Below are 21,980 nucleotides of genomic sequence, written 5' to 3'. Positions count from 1 at the left end.
AAGCCGAGCCGTGCCCGAACTCAACTGGCAGAAGTCCACCTACAGCGAGGAAGCCTCCTCCTGCGTCTACCTCGCCGCCACCCCCGCCGGAACGATCCTCCTCCGCGAAAGCGACGCCGCGGAAACCGTCCTCAGGACCGACACCCGTCAGCTTGGCGCTCTGATAGCCACCCTGCGACCGCCGAGCCTCATCGCACTCCGTTGAAAGGCTTGGACCGCCACGGCCCCGCACCAGGGGAAAGGGTCCCGCAGAACCAGCTGGAAGCCCTGCAACAACCGCCGTGCAGCACCCGTGACGTTGCCGTAACTCTACTACCGCCGTGATGGCACAGGAAGCCCCACCGGATTCTTACCCGGTGGGGCTTCCTGGTTACTCAGCCAGGGGATTAATGGAAGAAATCCCCCTCCCGCTTGTTCAAGTGCGACCCCGATTCCTGCAAGGTAGATGAACTCGCATTCAAGGGCCTGATGGAAAATCAGATGGAACTCTCCGGGAAGCCGAAATGATCCTCGCCGGGGACGACCATGCGCCACATTTCCAAATTGCCAGAACACGCAGGGAAAACCTCAAGCCTAAACTGCGGATCCCAACTCGCAGCGATTGCTCCAGCCTCTCCCAGGCGAGCGCCGAAAATCGTCGGATTCAACTCGCGGAGAATGGAGTTGATAGCGGCAGATCGAGAGTCGAAGATTGTCCCATATTCGTCGAGTTCCTCGACGCTTTCTCCGCCTCGCGCGTACGCCATGTCGGAAGATCCGAGTATAATCTGACCTTCTTGAACGATTCGAAACGGGCACTGAAGGTGAAGTCTGACCTGGCTCGCAGATTGACTCTCAAACTCCAGTATCCCCATGTTCGTCGCTCTGCCGACAGACCTAAGAGTCATGCCATTCAGACGGTCAACTGCCGCTTCAAGCTCTCTCATTCAGCATGCACCAAACATTCCCTTACCTTCCTCCACGATGCGATGGTAATCGTAGCCCTGGCCCGTGATTCGGTCATGGAGGGCGCGCCTTTCTGCGGAGTTGAGCGGCCTGCCGACGCCGCGCTCAATCTCACGCATCGCATCCCTGAATTCCTTGTTCTCTGCTTGGTTTCCGCGAGGCGCGTGATAGCCGTCATCGTCCAGGTCGCCCGAATCCCAGTTCTGTCTGAGGTCTTCGAGGCCTTTTTCCCAGTCAAAACCGCCGTCGTTGTGTACCAGCACCGGCGTAGCGCCCGCCAGCACATAGTACGTATGCAGGTTGGCGACCGTGAGGTTGTGGACTGTGGCCGACTGGGCCGTCCAGCGCTTGATCGCGGTCACCTGGACGTACGTCCCGGCGCTGGTCCGGAGCCAGGTGCCGCGGGTCAGTTCGGTGGCGTCGATCCACTTGCCGATTTCCGGGACCCAGAAGGGGTGACCGTCGGTGGCGGTGACGGAGGCGGTCTTGTCGCCCTTGTCGCCGTCCACGTCGATGGTGATCCTGACGAGGTTCTTCAGGCCCTTGCCCTTGATCTCGGCGGTGACGGTTTGGGTGGTCGTCCTGCCGGTTTCGGGGTCTGTCGCCTTGACCTTGTCGCCGATCTTCACGTCTTCGATGGCTTTGGTTGTGCCGTCGGCCATGAGGACGCGTGTGCCTGGCTTGAAGCTGTTGCAGCCTCCTCGGCTCAGGCGGCTGGCGAGTCTGCTGCTCTTCCACCAGTCCTTGATGCCGGCGATCAGCTTCGAGCCGAGCGCCCACAGCCTCTTGCCCAGGGCCAGCGCCTTCGACCACTTCCACGGCGCCGCGTACTTCGCCGCGAGCTTGCCGACGACTCCGCCGATGAAGCTGGTGATGACGTTGACTGCCGTGGCCCCGCAGGATCCCAGGGATCCTGTGGTGAAGCAGTCCAGTGCATCCGTTATGCCCAGTTCGTCGGCGGCGATCCGGGCTATTTCCTTCGCTGCCCCGATCGCGCGCTGTTTGCCGGCGTCCGCCTTGGCCCGCTGCTCGCGGGCTTTGATTTCGGCGACAGTCTCCCGCCCCAGCGCCTGCTCCAGCGTTATCCCGGCCGCCTTCGCCGAGGGGACCAGACGTATCGGTCCGGGCTTCTGTCCAGGAGTGTTGTTCTCACAGACGGGGCACGGGCGCGTCGGGCAGTCGATCTCGGCGCACGTGCCTGACGGGTCGGAGTAGGTGACCGGGTTGTTGTTGGCGTATGTGTAGCCGTTGATCTGCTGCGGGTTGGCCAGATTCATCACCGGGTCGGCCGATATGAACCGCCCTGTTGTCGCGTCGTACTCACGCGCCCCGAGATGCACCAGCCCGGTGGACTCGTCGTTGGTGCCGCCGACGAAGCCCTTGTCCGTCACCCACGACGACACGTCGCCAGACGCCTGGTCCCGTGCCTCGCCGAACGGGTCAAGGCGCCGCCGCTGGGTCTGGCCCGTCGCCGCGTCGATCGCGATCTGCGCGGTGCCCTGGTGGTTGGACGACAGGAAAGTGACCCCGTCCGCATCCCGGACCGCCACCACCTGGCCGCCGACCGAGTAGAACCGCTGACCCGTGACGGTCCCACTGGCCTTGGTGAGCTTGAGCTCCATGCCCGGCAGGTAGAAGGTCTTGTCCGTCGGCGTCTCTCGGATGATGCGGCTGCCGGAGGCGTCGTAGACGTAGGAGGTCTCGGCCCCGCCTGCCTCGGTGACCTTGGTCAGGTCGTTCTGTTTGTCCCAGGTCAGGGTCTGTTTGTCGCCGTCCAGAACACGCTCGGTGGTGTTGCCGGACGCGTCATACGCATAGGTGTTCTGGGCGATGACCTCGGGCGTGGTGTCGGTCGCGGCGGTCTCGGTGACTGTCTTGGTCAGCTGGTGCGGACCCGCGTCCGCCTCTCCATAGGTGTATTTCGTGGTCGCGGTCGGCTCTCCGCCGATGCCGTGCCTGGTCTGGGACGTACGGTTGCCCGTCGCGTCGTACGCGTACGAGGTCCAGTACGCCGATGTGCCGCCCACGTTCGACGTGCTCGGAGCCGCGGCACACGCCGCGTCCGCGGTCCCCGTGCCCACCGCGCCGTTGGGGACGACGTTCGAGGTCCACGCCTGCGTCATCCTGCGCAGCCCGTCATAGGCGAAGCACTGCGCGTCGTTGGTGCCGCCGGTCGGGGTGTCGACGAGGGAGGTGACGTTGCCGGCCTGGTCGTAGGTGTACGTGGCGTCGTAGGCCACCGCCGAGGCGCCCTCGACATCCACCCGCGAGCTGGTCAGCCGGTTGGTGCCCTGCTCGTACTGATAGGTCAGCCAGGACTTCTTCTCGCTCGCCCCGCCGGTGTGCAGCTGAAGCTGCTCCAGCTGGTTGGTCGGCGAGTACACGGCCTGGGAGACGTAACTCTTGCCGCCCAGTGACGTGTTCAGCGCCGTGAGTCGCTGGATGTCGTCGTACTGGTAGGAGATCGCCTCCCCCGGGAGCCCACCCGCCGCCGGGAAGTTCTGGCCCTGGACCGTGCCGTCCGCGTTGTACTCCGTGTTGAACTCGTACGTACCGCCCAGCTTCGGCTCAGCCGTCGTGGACAGCGAGTACTTCACCGACGTCGGCTGGTACATCTCGTCCAGCACCGCGTACAGGACCGAGGAGTACACCGCACCGCTCTTGTAGGTGTACTGCCCGTACAGCTGTCCCTTGGCGAGGGTGTCCCAGCGGGTCAGCGACAGCCGCGTACCGGTGGTCGCGGCACCGTCCCAGGTGCCCGTGGTGCGGCCGAGCACGTCGTACGTGGTCGTGGTCGTGTTGCCGCGCGCATCGGTGACGGAGGTCTGCCGGTCCAGGTCGTCGTAGGTGTGCGTCGACGTGCCCGTGTCCGGGTCGACCGCCTTGACCTTCCGGCCACGCTGGTCGTAGTCGTACGACCAGGTGTTGCCCTCCTCGTCCTTCACCTGCGCCAGCTGCCCGGCCCCGGTGTAGGTGTAGGCGGTCGACACGTAGTCCGCCGTGGTCCCGGACGGCAGTGGCACGGAGGACTTGTCGTACTCGCGCAGCTCGACCGTGCGGTCCTGGGCGTCGGTGACGGTGGTCGTCGGTGCCTGCCCGGCGGGCGGGTCGATGTGGACGCGGTCGCCGCCGTACGTGTAGGTCGTCCGGTACTTCTCCACCGCGGCGACCTTGAAGACCTGCGCGGTGGTGCGGCTCGCGCCGTCGTACTCCGTCACCGTCTGTGCGTCGATGTCCGCGCCGACCGGGTCGAAGAGGGTCGACGACGGTGCCCCGGACGCGTGGTAGGTGTCGTTCGTCCTGACCGTGCGGCCCGATCCGTCGTAGTACGTGTCGGCGATCAGCCGGCCGCCGTCCGCGCCTTCGGTCTGGATCTGCCGGGGTCGCAGCAGGCCGTCGTACAGGGTGTACTCGCTGCCGTACGACGTCCCGCCCTTCTCGATTTTCTGGGTGTGGACGTAGTTGGGGTCGTCCTGCCGGATGCCGTACGCGTACTTGACCGACGGTGTGAGGTCGGACGCCTTCGGCCGGTCCGGCAGCCACACCGAGGTCAGGCGGCCCAGACCGTCGTAGGCGAGATCGGTGCGTTTGCCGTTCGGGTCCACCTGCGCGACCGGCTGCCCCCACTCGGGCGCGTACTCGGTCCTGGTCTCCCAGCCCAGCGCGTTCTTCTCCGCCTTGGCGGTGGCCAGACCGTAGGTGTCGGTGTAGGTGGTGGTCGTGGTGGTGTCGGCGGCGTCCTTGACCGTGAGCGGGCGGCCCTGGCCGTCGTACGTGGCCGTCGAGACCGTCTGGTACGTCGCGGTGGTGCCGTTGTGCGCGGCGAGGCGCTTGACCGTGGTCGGCAGGCCCTTGGCCGGCGCGGCACCCACCGTGGTGGTGCCGTCGTACAGGGTCACATCGTCGGAGATGACGTCCTTCGACCGGTCCGGCGTGGTCGCGCAGTCGACGCCGAGGACCTCGGCCCGGGCGATGAACGCGTACATGTGCTTGCCCGCGTTGTCGGCGTACTGGGTCGTGGTGCACTTGTTGTCCGCGACGTCCAGCTCGCCGTAGTCGGCGACCTTCACCTCGCGGCCGGTGGTGTCGTCGTACGTCGTCGTCGACGCCGTCTGCCGCCATCCCCCACCGGACAGCGCCGTGTACGTGTCGGTACGCCACGGCCTCACGAACCGCGCGGACGTCGTGCCCCAGCTCTCGGCGCGCTTGGCGGTGACCTTGTCCCAGGCTGTGGTGGTCGACTTGGAGACGACCTCGTCCCCGTCGTAGGTGATCGTCTCGGCCTCGAATCCGGCGCGCCAGTCCTCGTCGGCGGTTGTCACACCGGTGGAGGTGGTCACTGACGACGACCTGGTACCGCCGTCCGGGTCCGCGTCACCGTCCAGGCCCTGGAAGAACAGGTGCTCGGTCTTGGTGTTGGAGGCGCTGTTGGTGCCGTCCGAGGTCTCGACCCGGACCTTCTGGTAGCCGCGCCAGTCGCTCCAGGTCAGGTACTCGGACTTGGTGAGGCCGTCCGGCTTGGTCTTGCGCCAGCCGGCGTTACCCAGGTACGTGTAGGAGGTGACCTGATCCGGGCTGCCGCCGACCAGATCGGTCTCGATCACCTGGGACACCACGTACTTGTGGAACCAGTCGGTGATCGGGTCTTCCTCACCTGGCGGGTTCCACTTCACCGGGTAGCAGCGCACCGTCGACTTGCCGACGGTGGGCAGGGCCGTCCCACTGCACTGTGTGCCCGCGTAGTTGACCGACAGGACGCTGCCGGACTCGCTCTCCACGGCGGCCAACCGGAAGCGGTTGAACGGCTGGATGTTGTCGCCCGCCTTGTCGACGCGATTGGCCAACTGCTCGCCGTACAGCTTGACTCCCGGCAGGGAGACGTCCGTGCCGACCTGACCGGTGTGGTTGATCGTGTTCAGCCACAGCGCTTTGGAGCCGTCTCCGTTGTCGGTGAAGACGTGGCCCAGAGTCCAGGAATCCACGTTCTTGAACGTGGTGTCGCCGCTGCGGATCTGCGTCGTGACCTTCGTGAGCTTCTTCCGGGTCCAGAACGTCGGGGAGCTCTGCCCCTCGCACTTGGTGTCCGCCTTGCAGTTGCGGTCCCAGGGCACGTCCGGCCAGTCCGCGGCCGTGGAATCCGTCAGCGCGCCTGCCGAGCAGTCGGTCAGGTCACCGATGCAGCGCTCGGCGGTGGTGAAGGCCACACGGGCGGAGGGCTGGGTGTCGTAGACCGAGCCGTCCTTCTGGCCGTAGTCGATCCGCTTGAGGTAGCCGCCGCGGATGTAGGACTTGCCGTTCTCGCCGGTCTTCAGGCCCTGGGTGTAGTAGTTGGTCTCCTTGCCCCAGTAGAACGACATCGCGTTACCGACGGGGTCGACCACGTAGTCCAGGTTCCAGCGCCAGGCCTGGGTGCAGTAGGCGTCGGCGAAGCTGGCGTTGTAGCAGGGCTCGCCCGAGTCGTCGCCGTAGACCGGGAGAGTCCAGGTGGATTCGGTCTCGGTGTCGCCCGAGGCGTAGCCGGGAAGCCGGTTGAGGCCGAAGTAGTACTGGGTTCCGTTGGTCGCGGTGACCTTCCAGTACTCGCCGTTGTTGTCGCCGTTCGTGGTGCCGGTGAGTTTCTCGACCTTGGAGAAGTCGTCTGAGGAGATGCGCCACTCGCCGGTGGTGTCGTCCTTGATCAGCTGACCGGAGGTGCCGCCCGCGAGGGAGATGGTGGCGTTGTCGTACGCCCAGCACTGGTCGCCGTAGGTCTTGTCATGGCCGTCGTCCGCACACGGCTTGTAGCGGCGCTCGATGTAGCCCGGCTCGTAGGTGAAGCCCTGGCCGATCCACGAGCCCTGGTTGTTGGTGGCGGCGGTCTGGCCGTCGACGGACTGAGAGTTGTAGCCGAGCGTGGGGCTCGGGGTGAGGCCGCCCGGCACCGGGGGCACAGTGATCGGGTACGACCAGTTGAAGGCGCCCGAGGAGTTGGACACCGTCCACTGCGAGGACGGCTGCAGCGAGGTCGCGGTGTAGTCGCCCTGAGCGCCTCCCTCGCCCGCCGCGGCCGCGAGGACCGTGACGGAGGAGGTGGCGGCCGTGTCGGCCGCATCAGCCGCTGCGAGCGACTGCGTGCCGAGGCCTGCGCTGTCCGGGGCTGCCGCGACCTCGGCCGTGAGGGTCTGCTTCTCGGTGTCGTTCTGCGTGGTCAGGGGCTTCGCAGTGGCGCACGCCTTCTTCTGAGGCGTTGTCAGCACACACTCCGGGTACTGGAGCAGGCGCAGCCGAGAGCCGTAGCTGCCGCCGTAGGCGGCGGCGAACGACGCGTAGTCGACGGTGACTTCGACCTTGCCGGCCTTGGTCGCTCCGTCGGAGCGGGCAACAGTCAGCAGGGTGCCGTCGATCCCGGCGGCCCTTGCCTTCTTCCGGTCGACCACGGAGACGTTCACCGAATCCGGGGCGGTGGCACTTGCCTTCGCCGCGCGGGAAACCCTGACCGGCAGGCCCTCGGCCTTGGCCGGCTTGTCGCCGAGCGTGACCTCGTCCCTGCCTGGCTTGGGCCACGCCGTCTCGTCGGCCTTGGTGACCCTGGCCTTCTCCGCCGGGTCGGCCTTGCCCCAGGAGCGGGCCTTGGCGTTCTTGCCGTCGACGGGGTCGTCGAGGTTCTTCTGTGTGGCCGGGCGGGACAGACCGTCGTCCTTGGCCTCAGCTTGTGGTGAGAACTGCGGCAGCAAGCCGACAGTCAGGGCCACGCCAATCGTCACCACCGTGCTTCTGAGCACGGGTATGCGGCGGCGCGCCCTCCAGGGAGTGCGCATCACTGCTCCAGATGTAGGGGGATGGGGATGGGGGGTGGCGCGTGGGTGGGGGTGGGGGTGGGGAGTGGAGGTGTGGGACATACACGTGGGGCGGGCCCCGGATCCCTGATGGGATCCGAGTCCCGCCCCACTCAGGCGGATCAGGTCACCGTCTCTTCGATGCTCTCCCCGCTCGGCAGCACGGCCACCGTGGGCACCATGCTCGTGTCCAGAGCGCCGCGGAAGATCCGCAACTCATCGACGGCGCCCGCGAAGTAGCCGGACGCGGTCGATCCCTTGAGGCTCCGGCCGACCTGGACACTGGCCGTGGTGAAGTCCCAGCTGTTGTCCCAGGCTGCCTTGGCCGCCAGCTCGCCGTTGACGTACAGCAGCACGTCACCGAAGACGGCCGAGTAGACCAGAGCGAGGTGGTCGCCGTTGCCCTCCGCGCTCGGCGCACTGCCGTTGCTCTGCACCTCGGTCACTGCAGCCGAACTGCCGTCCTTTTCGGTGGCCTTGAGCTGCCAGCGGTCCGCGGAGGCGAGGTACCTGACCTCGACCGCACTGGCCGCGGCACCCGCCAGCGACAGAACCGTGAGGTCCCTGCCCGGGGCGACGGTGGCCAGCCGTGCCCTCGCGGTCAGCGTGAAGCTGTCCTCCTTCGCCAGCAGACCGGACGTACGGGTCGCGTATCCGCTGGTGCCGTCCAGTTCCAGGTGGCCGTCCCCCCACAGCGGCTCGGCGGGCGGCAGGCAATCGGGGTCGAGCGCCGGGTCGCACGAGTCGTCCGGCAGGTAGATCGACGCGCCACCGCCCAGAGACAGCCCGGTACCGCCCGCCTCCTCCGGTGTCACTCCACCCGACGCGCTGTCCACGGCCCAGTACGCGAGCTGGGCTGCGGAGATCCCGCCCAGGTTCTCGCCCTCGGCCTCGGGGACGACGCGGTCGTAGATCTTGACGTCCGCGATGTTGCCCTTGAAGTGGTTGGTGTAGCCGTCGAGGGAGATCTTCCGGCCGATCTGGACCCCGCCCGTGGCGTTCCACACCGTGCGGCGCGGCTGGACGTCCTCCTCCAGGAGGTCGCCGTTGACGAACAGGCTCAGCGTGCCCGTCACCTCGTCGTACACGCCGATCAGGTGCATCCAGCTGCCGGGGACGGCGGTCGCGCCGGACACCTTCCACGTGCCCATCGTCTCCATGTCCGTCACCGGCGTACGGAAGACCCAGGACTCGGTGTCCACGTCGTAACCCAGCTCGAAGCCGGGCTCGGAGGTGCCGTCCTGGCTGACCACCGTGACGTCCTCGGTGGGCCGTTCGGCCAGGTTCACCCAGGCACTCACCGAGAAGGTGCGACTGGTGTCCACGGCCGGAGCACCCGCATCCAGGTAGGCGTTTGCCGTCCCGTCGAGGGACGCCGCCGTGTCCGTCGGGCCGAGCGGTCCCTCGTTACCGAAGGAGACACCTGATCCGGGACGGGCGTCCGGGGAGCCGCTGGTGCCGACGGCCACGGTCGATCCCCTGGCGTCGCCCAGCGTCCAGCCGGCGGCAGGGGCGCGGCCGTCGCTGACGAGGAAGGTGTGCGCGGCCGGGGTCTTTTGCGCGTTACCGGCACCGTCCACCGCCTTGGCCTCGACGTACATCGGGCCCTCGTCCGGTGGCATCCACTTCACCGTGGCGGGCCCGCCCGTGGACGAGGCGTCGACGGTCTTCCAGGAACCGTCCCCCTTGAACCGGTACTTGTACGAGACCACGTCCGTGGACGGCGAGTCGAAGGTGAAGCTTCCGTAGTCACCCACACCCGCGTGCCAGGCGTCGTCGGCCGGGTACTCGGTGGAGGTGATCACCGGTGCCTTGGGCACCGTGGCGTCATAGATGAACTCACATCGCGTCGCGTCCCCGGCCAGGCTCCACGGACCCCAGTCCTGACCGTCGAAGCCGCGCACCGCCCAGCCGATGGTCACGTTCTGCGGCACGGTGAAGCCGGCCTCGCCGTCGCCCGCGACATCGGAACCCGCCCTGTACTTGAACAGCGCGCCCCCCGTCTGACCGCTGTTGGACGCGTCCGTCGTACTCTTGGCCGGCATCGTGGCGGTCTTGGTGTAGGAAGTGCCGTCCTTGGTCCAGAAGACCTGGAACTGCGCCTGGAGTTTCTCCGTGTTCCCTCCGAGGTCACCGTGGTCGTAGTCCTTGATGTACGCGGACAGGACCGGGACCTCGGCAACGTAGTGCTCGGTGGCGTTCCCGTACTCGCACACGCCGCCGGGCGACATCTGCAGGTCGTCCATCTCGGGCTGTAGTGGCGGCCGGTTGTAGGTGACCTCAAGGTGCGCGTTTCCGCAGAACCGCTTCCAGTACGAGTAGTCGCTCTCGTTCTCCGCCCCGCGGCCCGCCTTGAGCCGGAACGTCGTGGTGTCCCAGCCGCTGTCCGCAGCCTTCTGCACCGTGCCCGTCACGGTGAAGCGGACGTTCTGGTTGGTGGACGTGCATGATCCTGCCGGGTTGGTCGGCGACTGTGAGGTGATGGTCTCCTTCAGTGACGGCTGGTTGCTCCAGTTCGTCCCCGAGTTGATCGCGCTCGCGCCCGAGGAGTTCACCCGGCCGAGCTCCACCTCGCGGCTCGAGGAGCTGTAGGTATGCACCATCGTGACGGCGAACTCGGCCTTCACGATCTTCTTGTCCTGGAAGGTGCCCGTCGGGATGGCGAAGAACTGCCGCTTCACGTCGTTGAGGGACGCGCACTGGTAGGACACATCCGCGGGACAGCGGCCGACGCCCTCGTGGTCGGAGAACTTCCAGAACTCGGCGGAGGGGTAGTACGAGGACACCATGGTCCAGGCGGAACGGTTCGCCGTCTTGGTCACCGGATCGATGTAGACCGGGTAGACGGTGTCCTTGCCCTTGAGCAGGCTGGCATCCGGCTTCAGCAACAACGTCCCGGCCGCTACGTCCACCCCGACATCCGCGACGCGGGCGCCGTCGGGCGGGGTCACCACCTCATCGGCAGATGTTGTCACTTCAGTGGTGTCCGGGGTTGCGGCAGCGGTCGGTGCGCTCGCGGCCCCCTCGGGAGTGGAAATCGCACCGCTGGAGTCCCACATCATGGGCTGGGCCGCCTCGAAGACCGCACCGCCCGTGGCCGCGTCGGCCGCGGTCAGTCCACCGTTCTCGGTCTTCTTGACCTTGATTCCCTGTGACTTGACCGGGAGGTCGAGCTGGGCGAGCTCGGGCTGTGCCGCAGCCTTGGCATCCTTGACGACCAGGACGTGTGCGAACCCGTCCGCGCTCGCCGTGACCTTGAGGTCCACCCCGCGCAGGACGTTGTTGTACAGCGCGGTCGAGCCCTCGATCTCGGGCTTGGGCAGCTTGTCCAGCCAGTCCAGGGACAGCGAGCGGCCGTCCTTCTCGATCTCGGCGAAGGTGGTGCTGCCGCCGTTGGAGAACGACATGGCGGCAAGGGCCGCCTTCGGCGCCCAACTGCCGTTCTTCTGCCTCACCAGCGTGGTGTCGATATCGGTCCACTCGCCATTCTTGCGGACTCGCACCGGCTGTACGTACTGCCTGGTGGTGAAGGTGCCGTCGGGGTTGGCGTGGGTGGTGGAACGCTCGTCGCGCAGGGAGAGGACCTCGACCTTCCTCCCGGACTCGACCGCCTTGGCCTGTGCGGCCTCCGTTCCGGCAGCGGTGGGGCGGTCGTCCGTCGCCGCGGCGGCCCGCTGGGGCGTGCCGTCGAGCGCGGGAGCGCCGCCGAGTACCGTCGCCAGCAGGGCCGTGAGGCCGGTGGCGACAGCGAGCGAGCGGCCCGAGCGGCGGCCTCTGGACGTACGAAGCTTCATCGCGGTGTGCTTCTTTCTTCCCGTGCCGCCGGTCACCCGACCACGCCGAACGAGACGCCGTCGCCGGGCAGTCCGCCCGCCCCCGGCTGGTACGTGGTGGCGCCCGTGCTGGTCGCCCCGTCGGCTTCCGTCCACGGCAGGACGTAGAGCACGCCCTTGGTGGTCCCGGACGCCTTGCTGTAGGGCACGCCAAGGTAGAGATTGCTGGCGCCCGAGGTCAGGGCAATGCCGGTGTAGTCGCGCGCGGTGGCGGTGCCCGGCAGGCCTGAGCCGCGGGTCAGGAGCCTGTCGTTCGCGCCGAGGGCGGCCATTGGCCGGAAGATCTGGACGGCGCCCGCGTCGGCGGCCGTGCCCACCTCCCTGCCGGGGATGCCGACGGCGAGACGTACGGTTTCGGCGGTAGTGACGACGCTGGTGTCGGTGTTGGCGATGGTCACCCGCTGTCCGAAGAAGTCACCGGCTGTCGCTTCTCCCTCCACGTCGACGACGTCGGCGTGTGCCACGGCCGTCTGCGTGTACGCACCTGAGGGCTGCATCAGCGCCACCGTGACGCTACCCGCGTCAACCGTGTCGCCGACGTCCCCTCCGGGAGTGCCGATGGCCAGCAGTGCGTCCGAGTTGTAGGTCTGGTCCGAGGGCCTGAAGTTCGTCATGGAGATGGACGTTCCGAAGCCGTCGTCCCTCTCCGCGGCTCCGGAGAGGATCCCGTCTCCCTGGTTCATGCCGGCCAGGGCCGTCGGCACGCCGCTGGTGATCGTGTGGTTGAAGACCGTGACCGCACCGGCGAACGTCTCCTCCTCGATCGCCTCGCCGGGCGCGCCGACGGCGAAGTACCGGTTCGTGCCCGCGAGGGAGTAGCCGAAGCGGTCGTGGGCCTCCACGACGCCCGGCACACCGGGATCGTCCTGGTTGACCGTGTACTTGGACGAACCCTGCATGTAATGGATGCAACCGGCGTCCGCGTAGTCCGTGCCGTCGACCGTGACGTTCTCGCCCGGCACACCGATCACGAGGTACGGCTCGCCACCGGCAGTGGCGCCGGCCTTGAGGGCGAAACCGAACCGGTCGTACGCCTCGGTCACCGTCGAGGAGTCGAACTGTGCCTGGGTGTAGCTCTCGATCGTCGAGCCCGCACCGATCCCGGTGGGTGTGCCGTGGATGACGTAGATCGCTCCGGCGTCGTGCAGGTCCTCGCCGTCCTTGGTGACGTCCTCGTACGGGGCGCCGACGACCAGGTCCGTGCAACCGTCCCCGTCCACGTCGAACGTGGCACGGGAGAATCCGAACTGATCGCCCCGCTCCGGCTGGGCGTTCATCCCACTGGTTGCCTGCGAGATCTCGAAGACGCCCTTGTCGCCACCGAGCACCACACGCACCAGGCCCGCGTTCTTGGCTCCGTTGACCGTGGCGTTCGGGTCGGCGATGACCGTGTCGACAATGCCGTCACCGTTGAAGTCCGTCGACGTTCCACCGGTGCAGGTGGCGGCGGCCACCTCGGTCACGCTGGAGGGCAACAGCCCTGATGACAGAACGACTGCCGCCAGTAAAGCAGCCCCCGCAGTGCTTGTGCGTATTCGCACAACCCACCCCTCATGTTCCGTTGTGTGACCACATCCACACCCCAGGTCACATGAGCAGCAACTTAAAGGCACTCTTTACTCTTACGTCAACCCTGCTTTTCCCATGGTTGGCGCACGGGATGGACGAAATTTACACAAGCCGCCCGCAGCCGCCGCCAATGTGACGGAAGCCAGATTCCACGCCAACTGCAAAACTGCGCTTGACTGGCGGTTACTCCGGGCAGTTACATTCCACCCTGCTCGCGCAAGCAGGCCGGGCGAGCCACAATTCACCTCGTGCGTGCTCTGTCCGAAAACCGGTGCACGCCACGCCAGTCGCCTGCCATCACTCCACTCGAAGGGCAGGTAGCCGTGCGTCGGCTCTGGGGTTGTCTTGTTCTGTGCGCGGCGATGGTCATCGCGTTCGTCACCGTTGACGCGCGTAGCAGCCGGGCTGCCGACCGCAGTGAGGCCACGTACTCCTACGGCTCCCACGAGCGACAGAAGCTCGACGCCTACTGGAACGCGTCCGGCACCGAGCAGCCCGGCATCGTCGTGCTGCACGGCGGCTACTGGTACGAGGACACGGGCTGGGCCACTTGGTCGCGTACGTTCGCGGAGTCGGGCTACGCGGTGTTCTCCGTCGACTACCGGCTGAACTTCGACGCGGCTTGGCCTGCCCAACGGACCGACGCGCTGTCAGCGCTGGACTGGATCAAGGAACATGCCGCCGACTTCGACCTCGATCCCGAGCGGATCGTGATCCTGGGCTCCTCTGCCGGTGGCCAGATCGCGACGGCCGTCGCGACATACGGCTCCGGCGCCGACCGCGTCAGGGGCGTCGTGGGACTGTCGCCCGTCGCCTCCCCATACCGCGCCTGGAACGACGGCAACCCCGCAGCCGCGAGCACCCAGCAGCGCAAGCTGCGTGACAACGCCTCCATCCTCGCCCGCTGCTATCCCGACCCAGCGGACACGGACACCTCCATGCACGCCAGTTGCTGGGACACCTGGAAGGACATGGTGGTCAAGAACCGCGCCTCGGGATCCAACGACGCCCCCATGTACCTGATCCACTCCGAGGGCGACTTCGTCCCGGTACAGCACTCGCTCGACCTCGAAGCCGACGAGGAGGTCGAGCACGACATGCCCTTGGACGGCGTAACCGTCGAGACGGTACCCGGATCAGCCCACGGGGGAGGGCTGTTGGACGAGACGGTCATGGCCGACAAGGTCATGGCCTGGATCGCCGGCAAGACGTCCTGAGCGGAGAGTCGACTCACTTCATGAAAATCAGCTTCCTGCTGCACAACGCCTACGCGATCGGCGGCACGGTCCGCTCCACCCTCAACCTGGCCGGGGCGCTGGCCGCCCGCCACGAGGTCGAGATCGTGTCGGTCTTCCGTACCGAGGAGAGACCGCTGCTCGGGGTGAGCGGCAAGGTCCGGGTGGTCCCGCTCGTCGACGAGCGCCCCGAAGCGCCGTCGTACGACGGTGAACACGAGCTCATGGCGCGCCCCTCCGTCGCTGTGCCGCCCACCGAGGTCCTCGCCCACCGCTACACGGCACTCACCGACCAACGCCTCCACGCCTTCCTCGACGGCACCGACGCCGACGTCGTCATCGCGACCCGCCCCGCACTCGTCGTCTTCCTCGCAGAACACGGAGCGCGCCGCTATGTGCGTATCGGGCAGGAGCATCTGTCGTACGACAACCACGTGCCCGGCGTCAGGACTGCGCAGAACGAGGCCATCCGCCACCTGGACGCGTTCGTCACCGTTTCCGCGCAGGACGCGGACGACCATCGCCGGCACCTGTCCGGGCTGAGGACACGGATCACCGACATCGCGAACGCGGCGCCCCGGCCGAAGGCCGAACCCTCCGACCTACAGGCTCCGTTGGTGATCGCCGCCGGGCGGCTGATGCCAGTCAAGCGCTACGACCTGCTCGTCGAGGCCTTCGCCAAGGTCGTGGCCGCACACCCCGAGTGGCGGCTGCGGATCTACGGTCAGGGACCCGAGCGCGCGAACCTGCGTGCCGCCATCGACAGGCTCGGCCTGAACGACCACGCGTTCCTCATGGGCCCGCACGCGACCATGGAGACCGAGTGGGCGAAGGCGTCCGTCGCCGCGGTCAGTTCCGAGTGGGAGTCCTTCGGCATGACGATCCTGGAGGCCATGCACGCCGGCGTCCCCGTGGTCGCCACCGACTGCCCACACGGTCCCGGCGAGATCATCACCGACGGCTCCGACGGACTGCTCGTGCCCTCAGGGGACCCGGACGCACTCGCCGCCGGGCTGCTGAAGCTGATCGAGGACCCGGACCAGATGCGGAGACTGGGTGCCGCCGCCCGGTCGAGCGTCCAGCGGTTCGCCCCGAGCGCCATCGCGTTGCAGTACGAGCAGCTGATCGGCGAGCTTCTGGAGGCTCGCACTCCTGTGACGCTGAAGATCACCCGACGGGCAAGGCGTGCCCTCGGCGCTCTGTTGCCACGCGCCTCCCGGGTTCCCCGTACCAACGAGACACCGGGTCCGGGTCCGAAAAATGCCACCTCCTCGTCGACCGGAGAACTCGCCAGGGACGCCAAGCCGCGTCCGCTGCGGCCGATGAGCGACTGCCGGGTGGACACCGAGGGAAGCGTACGGATCTCAGTGAGGGCGTCGGGCGTTTCCGGGGAAGGCCTCGCGCTCGTGCTGCGTCGCCGACACAACGACGACGAACTCAGGATTCCCCTGGAGCCGCCCAGCGACACGAAAGATACACGGACCGTCACTCTGACCCGTGATCGGCTCTCCTTGGCCGAAGGCCGCTGGGACCTGCACATCGAGCGGTCCCAAGACGGGATACGGCGCCGTCTCAAGGCCGGCCTCGTCGAGCAACGCGGTCTGTTGAGTGCGACACCCACAGCTGGGGAACCTGTCACGTGGTCGATTCCGTACACGACCAAGGACGGCTACCTCGCCCTGCGGACGTTTCACCGCGCAGCACATGGTGAGGTCACGGCCCTGCCCGCCGACGACGGTTCGCTGACAGTGGAGGCATTCGTTCACGGAGTCGTGCTCGGTGAGGGAGCGGCGCTGGTGGGCGTTTCACGCGGTGAGGGCACGGAGGGCTTCGAGACACCTGTGGCGGCCGTCGACGGGCCGCTGTTCCGCGCCCGGCTCATGTCCCTGCCCAGTCCCGCCGGTCCCGACAAGGCGTTGTGGGACCTGTTCCTCAGACCCGTCCAAGGCGCCGAACCCGTCCGCCTCGGACGGTTGCTCGGCGACATAGTGGACCGCAAGGAAACCGACAAGTACCCGGCCGTCACGATGACCACGTCAACCGGCGGATCAGTGGCAGCCCGCTTCTTCTTCACCGTCACGAACGACCTGGCCATCAGCGCTTCCTGATGGTCCATCGGTGGCCCACCGCACTCGGCCGAGGGCACCGATGTCCGCATCACGGCGTGGTGATGTCCAGGTTCGCGATCGCCGTCCTCGCCACCTCGCGGCCGCGGTCCGTGAAGTCGCCCTTGCCGGGGTAGCTGATGGTGAGCTTGTACATGTCCCCGTCCGTGGTGCGGTAGTAGAAGATCTTCAGCTCTCGGGGGCGGGGGTTCTGGGTGTCGGTGGTCGTGTACGCGATCGTGTTCTCGGCGGCCTGCTTGCCCTGGTACGTGACCTTGTCGTCCGTGGTTGTCTCCACACCCTCGGGCATGGACAGGTCGTAGCTGCCGTCGTCCTTGAACTTCTCGTCGTCGGCGTACATCTGGGCCGGCGCGGAGTTCTTGATCTGGTTCAGGGAGTCCTCGGACTTCCGGGCCACGTTCAGGCCGATCCAGATGCTGCCGCTGAAGTCGGAGTAGGTCAACCAGTTCTTGTCCCGGTCGTCGGCGTCGGGCCTGGTGACCTGGTAGTCCGCGGGCACCCCCAGCGTCACACCGAGCTTCGTGTGCGCCCGGGTCTTCCAGCCGTCCGGGAGCGGTCCCGCGAACGGGTCGGCGATCACCAGGTAGGCCGCCACCGCCACCGCGACGACCGCGGCGCCCAGGCCGAACAGGGCCTTGGGGCCGACGCGGACGCCCTTGCCGCTGGAGCCGGAGCCGGGTGCGGCTGCGGGGCCGGTGAGCTGTACGACCTGGGTGGGCTCCGGGGCCGGGGGCTTGACGGCCTCCTCCAGGAGGGCCCGGACCCGGTCGGCGGTCGGGCGGCGAGCCGAGTCCTTGTTGAGCAGGCCGTTGATGACCTCGGCCAGCGGACCCTGCGCCGAAGCGGGCGCGGCGGGCGTGGAGTTGAGGACGGACTGGAGGGTCGCGGGGGTGTTGGTGCGGCGGAAGGGCGAGACTCCCTCGGTGGCCGCGTAGAGGACGACACCGAGCGACCACAGGTCCGACGCCGGGCCCGGGCGCTGGCCCAGCACCCGCTCCGGCGCGATGTACTCGGGCGAGCCGACGAAGCCGCCGGTGTCGGTCAGGTTCGTCTCGCCCTCGATCTGGGCGATGCCGAAGTCGGTGAGGACGACACGGTCGTGACGGCCCAGGAGGACGTTGTCGGGCTTGACGTCGCGGTGCAGGATGCCCGCCGCGTGAGCTGCCTCCAGGGCGCCCAGCACCTCAAGGCCGATCTTCGCCGCGTCGCGCACCCCGAGGGTGCCCTCCTGGAGCGCGGCGCCCAGCGAACGCCCCTGGACCAGCTCCATCACGATCCACGGCCGGCCGTCCACGACCGCCACGTCGTGCACGTTGACGACCGCCGGATGGTCGAGCCGGGCCGCGGCGCGCGCCTCGCGGCGCATGCGCTCGAAAGCCTTGGAACGTTCGCGGTCGGGAAGATGGTCGGGGACGCGGGGCTCCTTGACAGCGACCTCGCGGTCCACCGTCTCGTCCTTGGCCCGCCAGACGGTGCCCATGCCGCCGTGGCCGAGCTTGGCGAGCAGCCGGTAGCGGCCGGCTATCAGACGTCCGGCGCCCGGGTCCTGCTGAGGCGGCAGGGGCGGCCGGGACTCCACCTGAGCGGGAGCGGTGGGCGGGGGTGTTGCGTGTGAGGGTGCCGCGCGCGGAGGCGTCGCGTGCGGGGGCGTCGCGTCTGGAGGCGTCGCGTGTGGGGCTGGTACGGGTGCATGCGGCGACGCGTGGGCGGGCGAACCGTCGGCGGGCGACGCGTGGGCGGGCGAACCGTCGGCGGGTGACGCGTGGGCGGGTGCGGCCCCCGTCGGCTGCGCGTACGGATTCCCCGGGTACGGCACTCCCGGCCGCGGCGGTTGCAGTCCGAAACTCGTCGACTCGTCGGACCCGTAAGGGGCTCCCCCGTTGCTGCTCATGGGTTCATCTCTATCGCGGCAGGCGCCCGGCATCCACCCTCGCCGCTTTCTGGTCACAGACCCGTGACGCGGGTTGCCGCTTATCTCCCTTTTATGGCACGGCGAGCGCGAACCCCCGCGGGTCCTCGGCGAGCCGGTAGCCCGAGGGTTCCGTGGGCGCGGTGGGCGCGGTGGGCGCCGTGGGCCCAGTGGCCGCGACGGCCGCGGTGGCCGCATGGGAGCGCGTCCCGGCGGAAGTGGACCCCGACGACGGCGGCGTGGCCCTGGCCGAGTGCGAAGGCGAGGGCGAGTCGGTGTCCGAGGGGGTCGCCTTGTCCGGGGGCGAGTCCGTGTCTGAAGGTGTAGCCGAGGGCGAGTCCGTGGCCGAGGGCGACGGCGGGCTCGACGACGGGTTCCCCGGCGTCCTGGGCGCCGAACTCGTCGGTGTGACGCCCCCGTCGCCGCCGTCCCGCATGAGCAGGGCCGCCGCCGACACTCCGGCACCCGCCATCGCTGCCACCAGCGCGGCCGCGATCAGCACGCCCCGGGTGGGCTGCCGTAGGGGACGCTCGGCCGCCCCACCGGGTACGCCGGGCTCGCCGGGCACGAGGTTGCGTAAGTGCGCGGGGGCGTCCTGCGGGGTGGCCCCCGAAGCATCCTGCGGGTCCGGGCGAGCGGAGCCCCGCCTCGCGTCCGGTCGTGCCGGCGTGCGCCCCACCCGTGCCGGGGGCGTACGGCCCGTCTCCAGATAGGCCCGCAGCAGCCGCTCGGCCTCCGTCGCGTCCAGCCGCCGGTCGGGGTCCCGTTCCAGCAGTCCGCGGACGACGGGCAGGAGCGGCCCGGCCTGCACGGGCGGACGTATCTCGTCGGTGACGACCGCGTGCAGAATCCCGCCCAACGAGTCGCGCCGGAACGGCGATTCACCGCTCAGCACGGCGCACAGCAACGCGCCCAGCGACCACAGGTCCGACTCCGGCCCGGTCCTGACCCCGGCCATCCGCTCGGGCGCGGTGTACTCGGGCGAGCCGACGAACGACCCGGTCTCGGTGAGCGTCGTCGCGCCCGCGATCTGGGCGGTGCCGAAGTCGGTGAGGACGACGCGGTCGGTGCCCGCCTCCATCAGGACGTTCGCGGGCTTGAGATCGCGGTGCAGCACCCCGGCGTCGTGGGCACGCCGCAGCGCGCCGAGCAGGTCGACGCCGATCCGGGCGGCCTCGCGCGCGTCCACCGGACCGTCGGCCGCGACGCGCTCGGCGAGCGAGCCGCCCTCGATCAGCTCCATGACGAGGTAGGGGCGTTCGTCGTGCTCGACGACATCGTGGACGACGATGATGTGCGGATGACTGAGCTGGGCCACCGCGCGGGCCTCGCGCAGGGTGCGCTCACGCTGCCGCCGTGACTCCTCGTCGTCGAGGGAGGGGTCGAGGACGAGTTCCTTGACCGCCACTCTGCGGCCGAGGAGTTGGTCGGTCGCCCGCCAGACGACACCCATGCCGCCCCGGCCGATCCTCGCCTCCAGGCGGTAACGGTCCGCTATGACACGGAAGTTGTCCCCCTCGGTCCCCATGCGCCCCATCATGCACCACACGGACGGAGCCCTTCCGGGACCGTGCGCCGGGGTGGCCGACAAGCGACGTACACACGGCGCGCGGGCAGCGGGTGACGGGCGGCGAGCGGCGAGTGACGCCAGGCCCTGTGAGCGGGCTACTGTCCCGGGGGCCGCCAACCGCGCAATATCGTGTCGAACTGCTTGCGCGCGGTGTCCCAGTCCTCCGCCGGCGCGGACACGTAGATGACGTACTCGACGCCGTCACGGGCGATGTACATCTCCTCGATGGCGCGGCGCGGCCCCGGCCATGGGGTGTCCTTCGCCAGCGCCGTCCACGTGTACTCCCACAGGGAACCCCTGCGGTCACGGTAGGTGTTGACCTCCAGCGTCAGCCGCTCGTAGTCGACCAGCCGCTGCGCGAGCTGCTGGTCCAGGTCGACCTGGTGCATGTACGGGTCGTCGAAGTCCGGTGAGTCGTCAACGGCGATGCGGATGAAGTGCTTGCCGCCGTCGGGGGTGTAGTCGGTCTGGTTGGCGTCGAAGACCTTGCGCTCCCACTTCTCGCTGGGCAGGGGAAGGCTGAATCCCACAGGGTCGGTGCGGCGCACCCAGCCGTCGGGGAGGTTGTCGGCCGTGCCGTCATCGGGACTCTGTGTCGCACCGTCGCTGTCGCTGGGGCCGGCGCTGGGGCCCGGGCTGGGCGTGTCGGACACCTCGTTCCGCGCAGTCCCCTCGTCCCACTGCTGCAGGACAACCGCGGTGCCCCCGCCGATGAGGGCGGCCAGAGCCACGACGAGGACGAAGGTACGGCCGCGCCTGCGCTTCGCGGGCCGGGCGACAGCCTGGTCCTGGGTGTGGGTCGGGTAGGCGCCTGCCACGGGGGTGTGGGACGCGGTGTAGTGGCTCGGCCCATGGGCCTCGGCACCATACGGGCCCGTTCCGGGGTGTGCCCCAGTGACCGGCGGCTGCGAGGCCGTGTGCCCCGGGACTGCGTGCCCTGAGGCTATGTGCCCCGGGGTGCTGTGCCCTGAGGCCGTGTGCCCATGCAGCTCATGGTGGTTCGGCTCATGGTGGTTCGGCTCATGGCGGTTTGCCTCATGGCCCTTCGTCCCGTGGCCATTCGTCTCACCCTCGTTCGTCCCATGGTGCGTGGCCACATGACTGGTGGTCGGCACGTACGCCTGCGCCCCACGCGGCCAACGCCCCTCCGCCGCCTCGGCGAGCATGTGCTCCGCATCCGCCAGGCCGGGCCGCTCGGCGGGATCCTTGCGCAGCAGCGCCGTGATCACGGGCCCGAGCGGACCCGCGTGGGCCGGCTCGGAGGGGTTCTCGTCGACCACGGCCTGCATGGTGGTGAGCGGAGTGGTGCGCCGGAACGGCGACTTCCCCTCCACCGCCGTGTACAGCGTGGCGCCCAGCGCCCACAGGTCCGAGGCGCGTCCGGGGTCCTGACCGCGGACCCGCTCGGGGGCGATGTAGTCGACGGAGCCGACGATCTCCCCGGTCTTCGTGAGGGTCGTGTCGCCCTCGACCTGAGCGATCCCGAAGTCGGTGAGCAGCACCCGCCCGTCCTCGGCGAGCAGCACGTTCCCGGGCTTCACATCGCGGTGCAGCACTCCGGCGTCATGTGCGGCGCTGAGGGCGCGCAGCACCCACAGCCCGATCCGGGCCGCCTCCTGCGGCTCTACACGGCCGCGTTCCTTGACCGCGTCGGCGAGGGAGACGCCCTCGACCAGCTCCATCACGATCCACGGCCGGTTGTCGTGGTCGAGCACGTCGTGCACGGTGACGACGGCCGAGTGGTTGATCCGGGCGGCCGCCCGTGCCTCGGCGTCGGTTCGGGCTAAGAGTCTGGCCCGGTCGCTGTCCGTGACGTACAGCGCCGCCGTCAACTCCTTGACCGCGACCTCCCGGTGCAGCAGTTCGTCCCGCGCGCGCCACACGCGGCCCATGCCGCCGCTGCCGATCGTGTCGACGAGCCGGTAGCGGCCCGCGAGGAGCAGGCCCTGCATCTGATTCACGTTGCCCCGCAATGGTC

Annotated in this window: 9 protein-coding genes and 1 pseudogene; 3 read left to right on the top strand and 7 right to left on the bottom strand. The window is 68.4% G+C overall.

Annotation, left to right across the window (positions count from 1 at the left end; all coding sequences use genetic code 11):
• Window positions 1-10 precede the first annotated feature (10 nt).
• Window positions 11-205 carry a DUF397 domain-containing protein gene (locus E0500_RS13660; RefSeq protein WP_131567968.1) on the top strand — a complete coding sequence of 65 codons (195 nt, stop codon included), beginning with the start codon at window positions 11-13 and terminating at the stop codon, window positions 203-205.
• 271 nt (window positions 206-476) lie between these two features.
• Here E0500_RS13660 and E0500_RS13655 read toward each other — a convergent pair whose 3' ends face one another.
• The 4 genes from E0500_RS13655 to E0500_RS13640 form a co-directional block, all read right to left on the bottom strand.
• The gene (locus tag E0500_RS13655; RefSeq protein ID WP_131567966.1) at window positions 477-926 is read right to left on the bottom strand and encodes a hypothetical protein; all 450 of its coding nucleotides are present in this window, start codon (window positions 924-926) and stop codon (window positions 477-479) included.
• A complete protein-coding gene (locus E0500_RS13650) occupies window positions 927-7,676 on the bottom strand; it encodes a polymorphic toxin-type HINT domain-containing protein (RefSeq protein WP_309505050.1) in 6,750 nt (2,249 codons plus the stop codon).
• A 206-nt stretch (window positions 7,677-7,882) separates the two neighbouring features.
• Window positions 7,883-11,554, bottom strand: coding sequence for a LamG-like jellyroll fold domain-containing protein (locus tag E0500_RS13645; protein ID WP_131568035.1), 3,672 nt, complete (start codon window positions 11,552-11,554; stop codon window positions 7,883-7,885).
• A 32-nt stretch (window positions 11,555-11,586) separates the two neighbouring features.
• Complete coding sequence (locus E0500_RS13640) at window positions 11,587-13,056, bottom strand: VCBS repeat-containing protein (protein WP_309505049.1); 1,470 nt, start codon at window positions 13,054-13,056, stop codon at window positions 11,587-11,589.
• Window positions 13,057-13,524: 468 nt separating this feature from the next.
• Between E0500_RS13640 and E0500_RS13635 the strand changes: the two genes are divergently transcribed.
• Together E0500_RS13635 and E0500_RS13630 are read left to right on the top strand one after the other, a co-directional pair.
• On the top strand, window positions 13,525-14,379 hold the full coding sequence (locus E0500_RS13635; RefSeq protein WP_131568033.1) for an alpha/beta hydrolase: 855 nt from the start codon (window positions 13,525-13,527) through the stop codon (window positions 14,377-14,379).
• 20 nt (window positions 14,380-14,399) lie between these two features.
• Complete coding sequence (locus E0500_RS13630; protein ID WP_131568031.1) at window positions 14,400-16,505, top strand: glycosyltransferase family 4 protein; 2,106 nt, start codon at window positions 14,400-14,402, stop codon at window positions 16,503-16,505.
• Window positions 16,506-16,554: 49 nt separating this feature from the next.
• Here E0500_RS13630 and E0500_RS13625 read toward each other — a convergent pair whose 3' ends face one another.
• The 3 genes and pseudogenes from E0500_RS13625 to E0500_RS13615 all read right to left on the bottom strand — a co-directional run bounded on the left by E0500_RS13625 (window position 16,555) and on the right by E0500_RS13615 (window position 21,954).
• A complete protein-coding gene (locus E0500_RS13625; protein WP_165935128.1) occupies window positions 16,555-18,414 on the bottom strand; it encodes a serine/threonine-protein kinase in 1,860 nt (619 codons plus the stop codon).
• A 94-nt stretch (window positions 18,415-18,508) separates the two neighbouring features.
• Window positions 18,509-19,960 (bottom strand): annotated as a pseudogene (locus E0500_RS13620) (serine/threonine-protein kinase); the annotation flags it as partial.
• 137 nt (window positions 19,961-20,097) lie between these two features.
• Window positions 20,098-21,954, bottom strand: coding sequence for a serine/threonine-protein kinase (locus tag E0500_RS13615; protein ID WP_131568027.1), 1,857 nt, complete (start codon window positions 21,952-21,954; stop codon window positions 20,098-20,100).
• Window positions 21,955-21,980 lie beyond the last annotated feature (26 nt).

The sequence above is a fragment of the Streptomyces sp. KM273126 genome (genome assembly GCF_004337435.2).
GTDB lineage: Bacteria > Actinomycetota > Actinomycetes > Streptomycetales > Streptomycetaceae > Streptomyces > Streptomyces acidicola.
This window is presented reverse-complemented; position numbering and strand designations above follow the sequence as displayed.

Bases quoted from the DNA above. Each gene is read 5' to 3' on its own strand.
- E0500_RS13655 (WP_131567966.1), bottom strand. From the start codon at position 926: ATGAGAGAGCTTGAAGCGGCAGTTGACCGTCTGAATGGCATGACTCTT.
- E0500_RS13645 (WP_131568035.1), bottom strand. From the start codon at position 11,554: ATGAAGCTTCGTACGTCCAGAGGCCGCCGCTCGGGCCGCTCGCTCGCT.
- E0500_RS13635 (WP_131568033.1), top strand. From the start codon at position 13,525: ATGGTCATCGCGTTCGTCACCGTTGACGCGCGTAGCAGCCGGGCTGCC.
- E0500_RS13630 (WP_131568031.1), top strand. From the start codon at position 14,400: ATGAAAATCAGCTTCCTGCTGCACAACGCCTACGCGATCGGCGGCACG.
- E0500_RS13625 (WP_165935128.1), bottom strand. From the start codon at position 18,414: ATGAGCAGCAACGGGGGAGCCCCTTACGGGTCCGACGAGTCGACGAGT.
- E0500_RS13615 (WP_131568027.1), bottom strand. From the start codon at position 21,954: ATGCAGGGCCTGCTCCTCGCGGGCCGCTACCGGCTCGTCGACACGATC.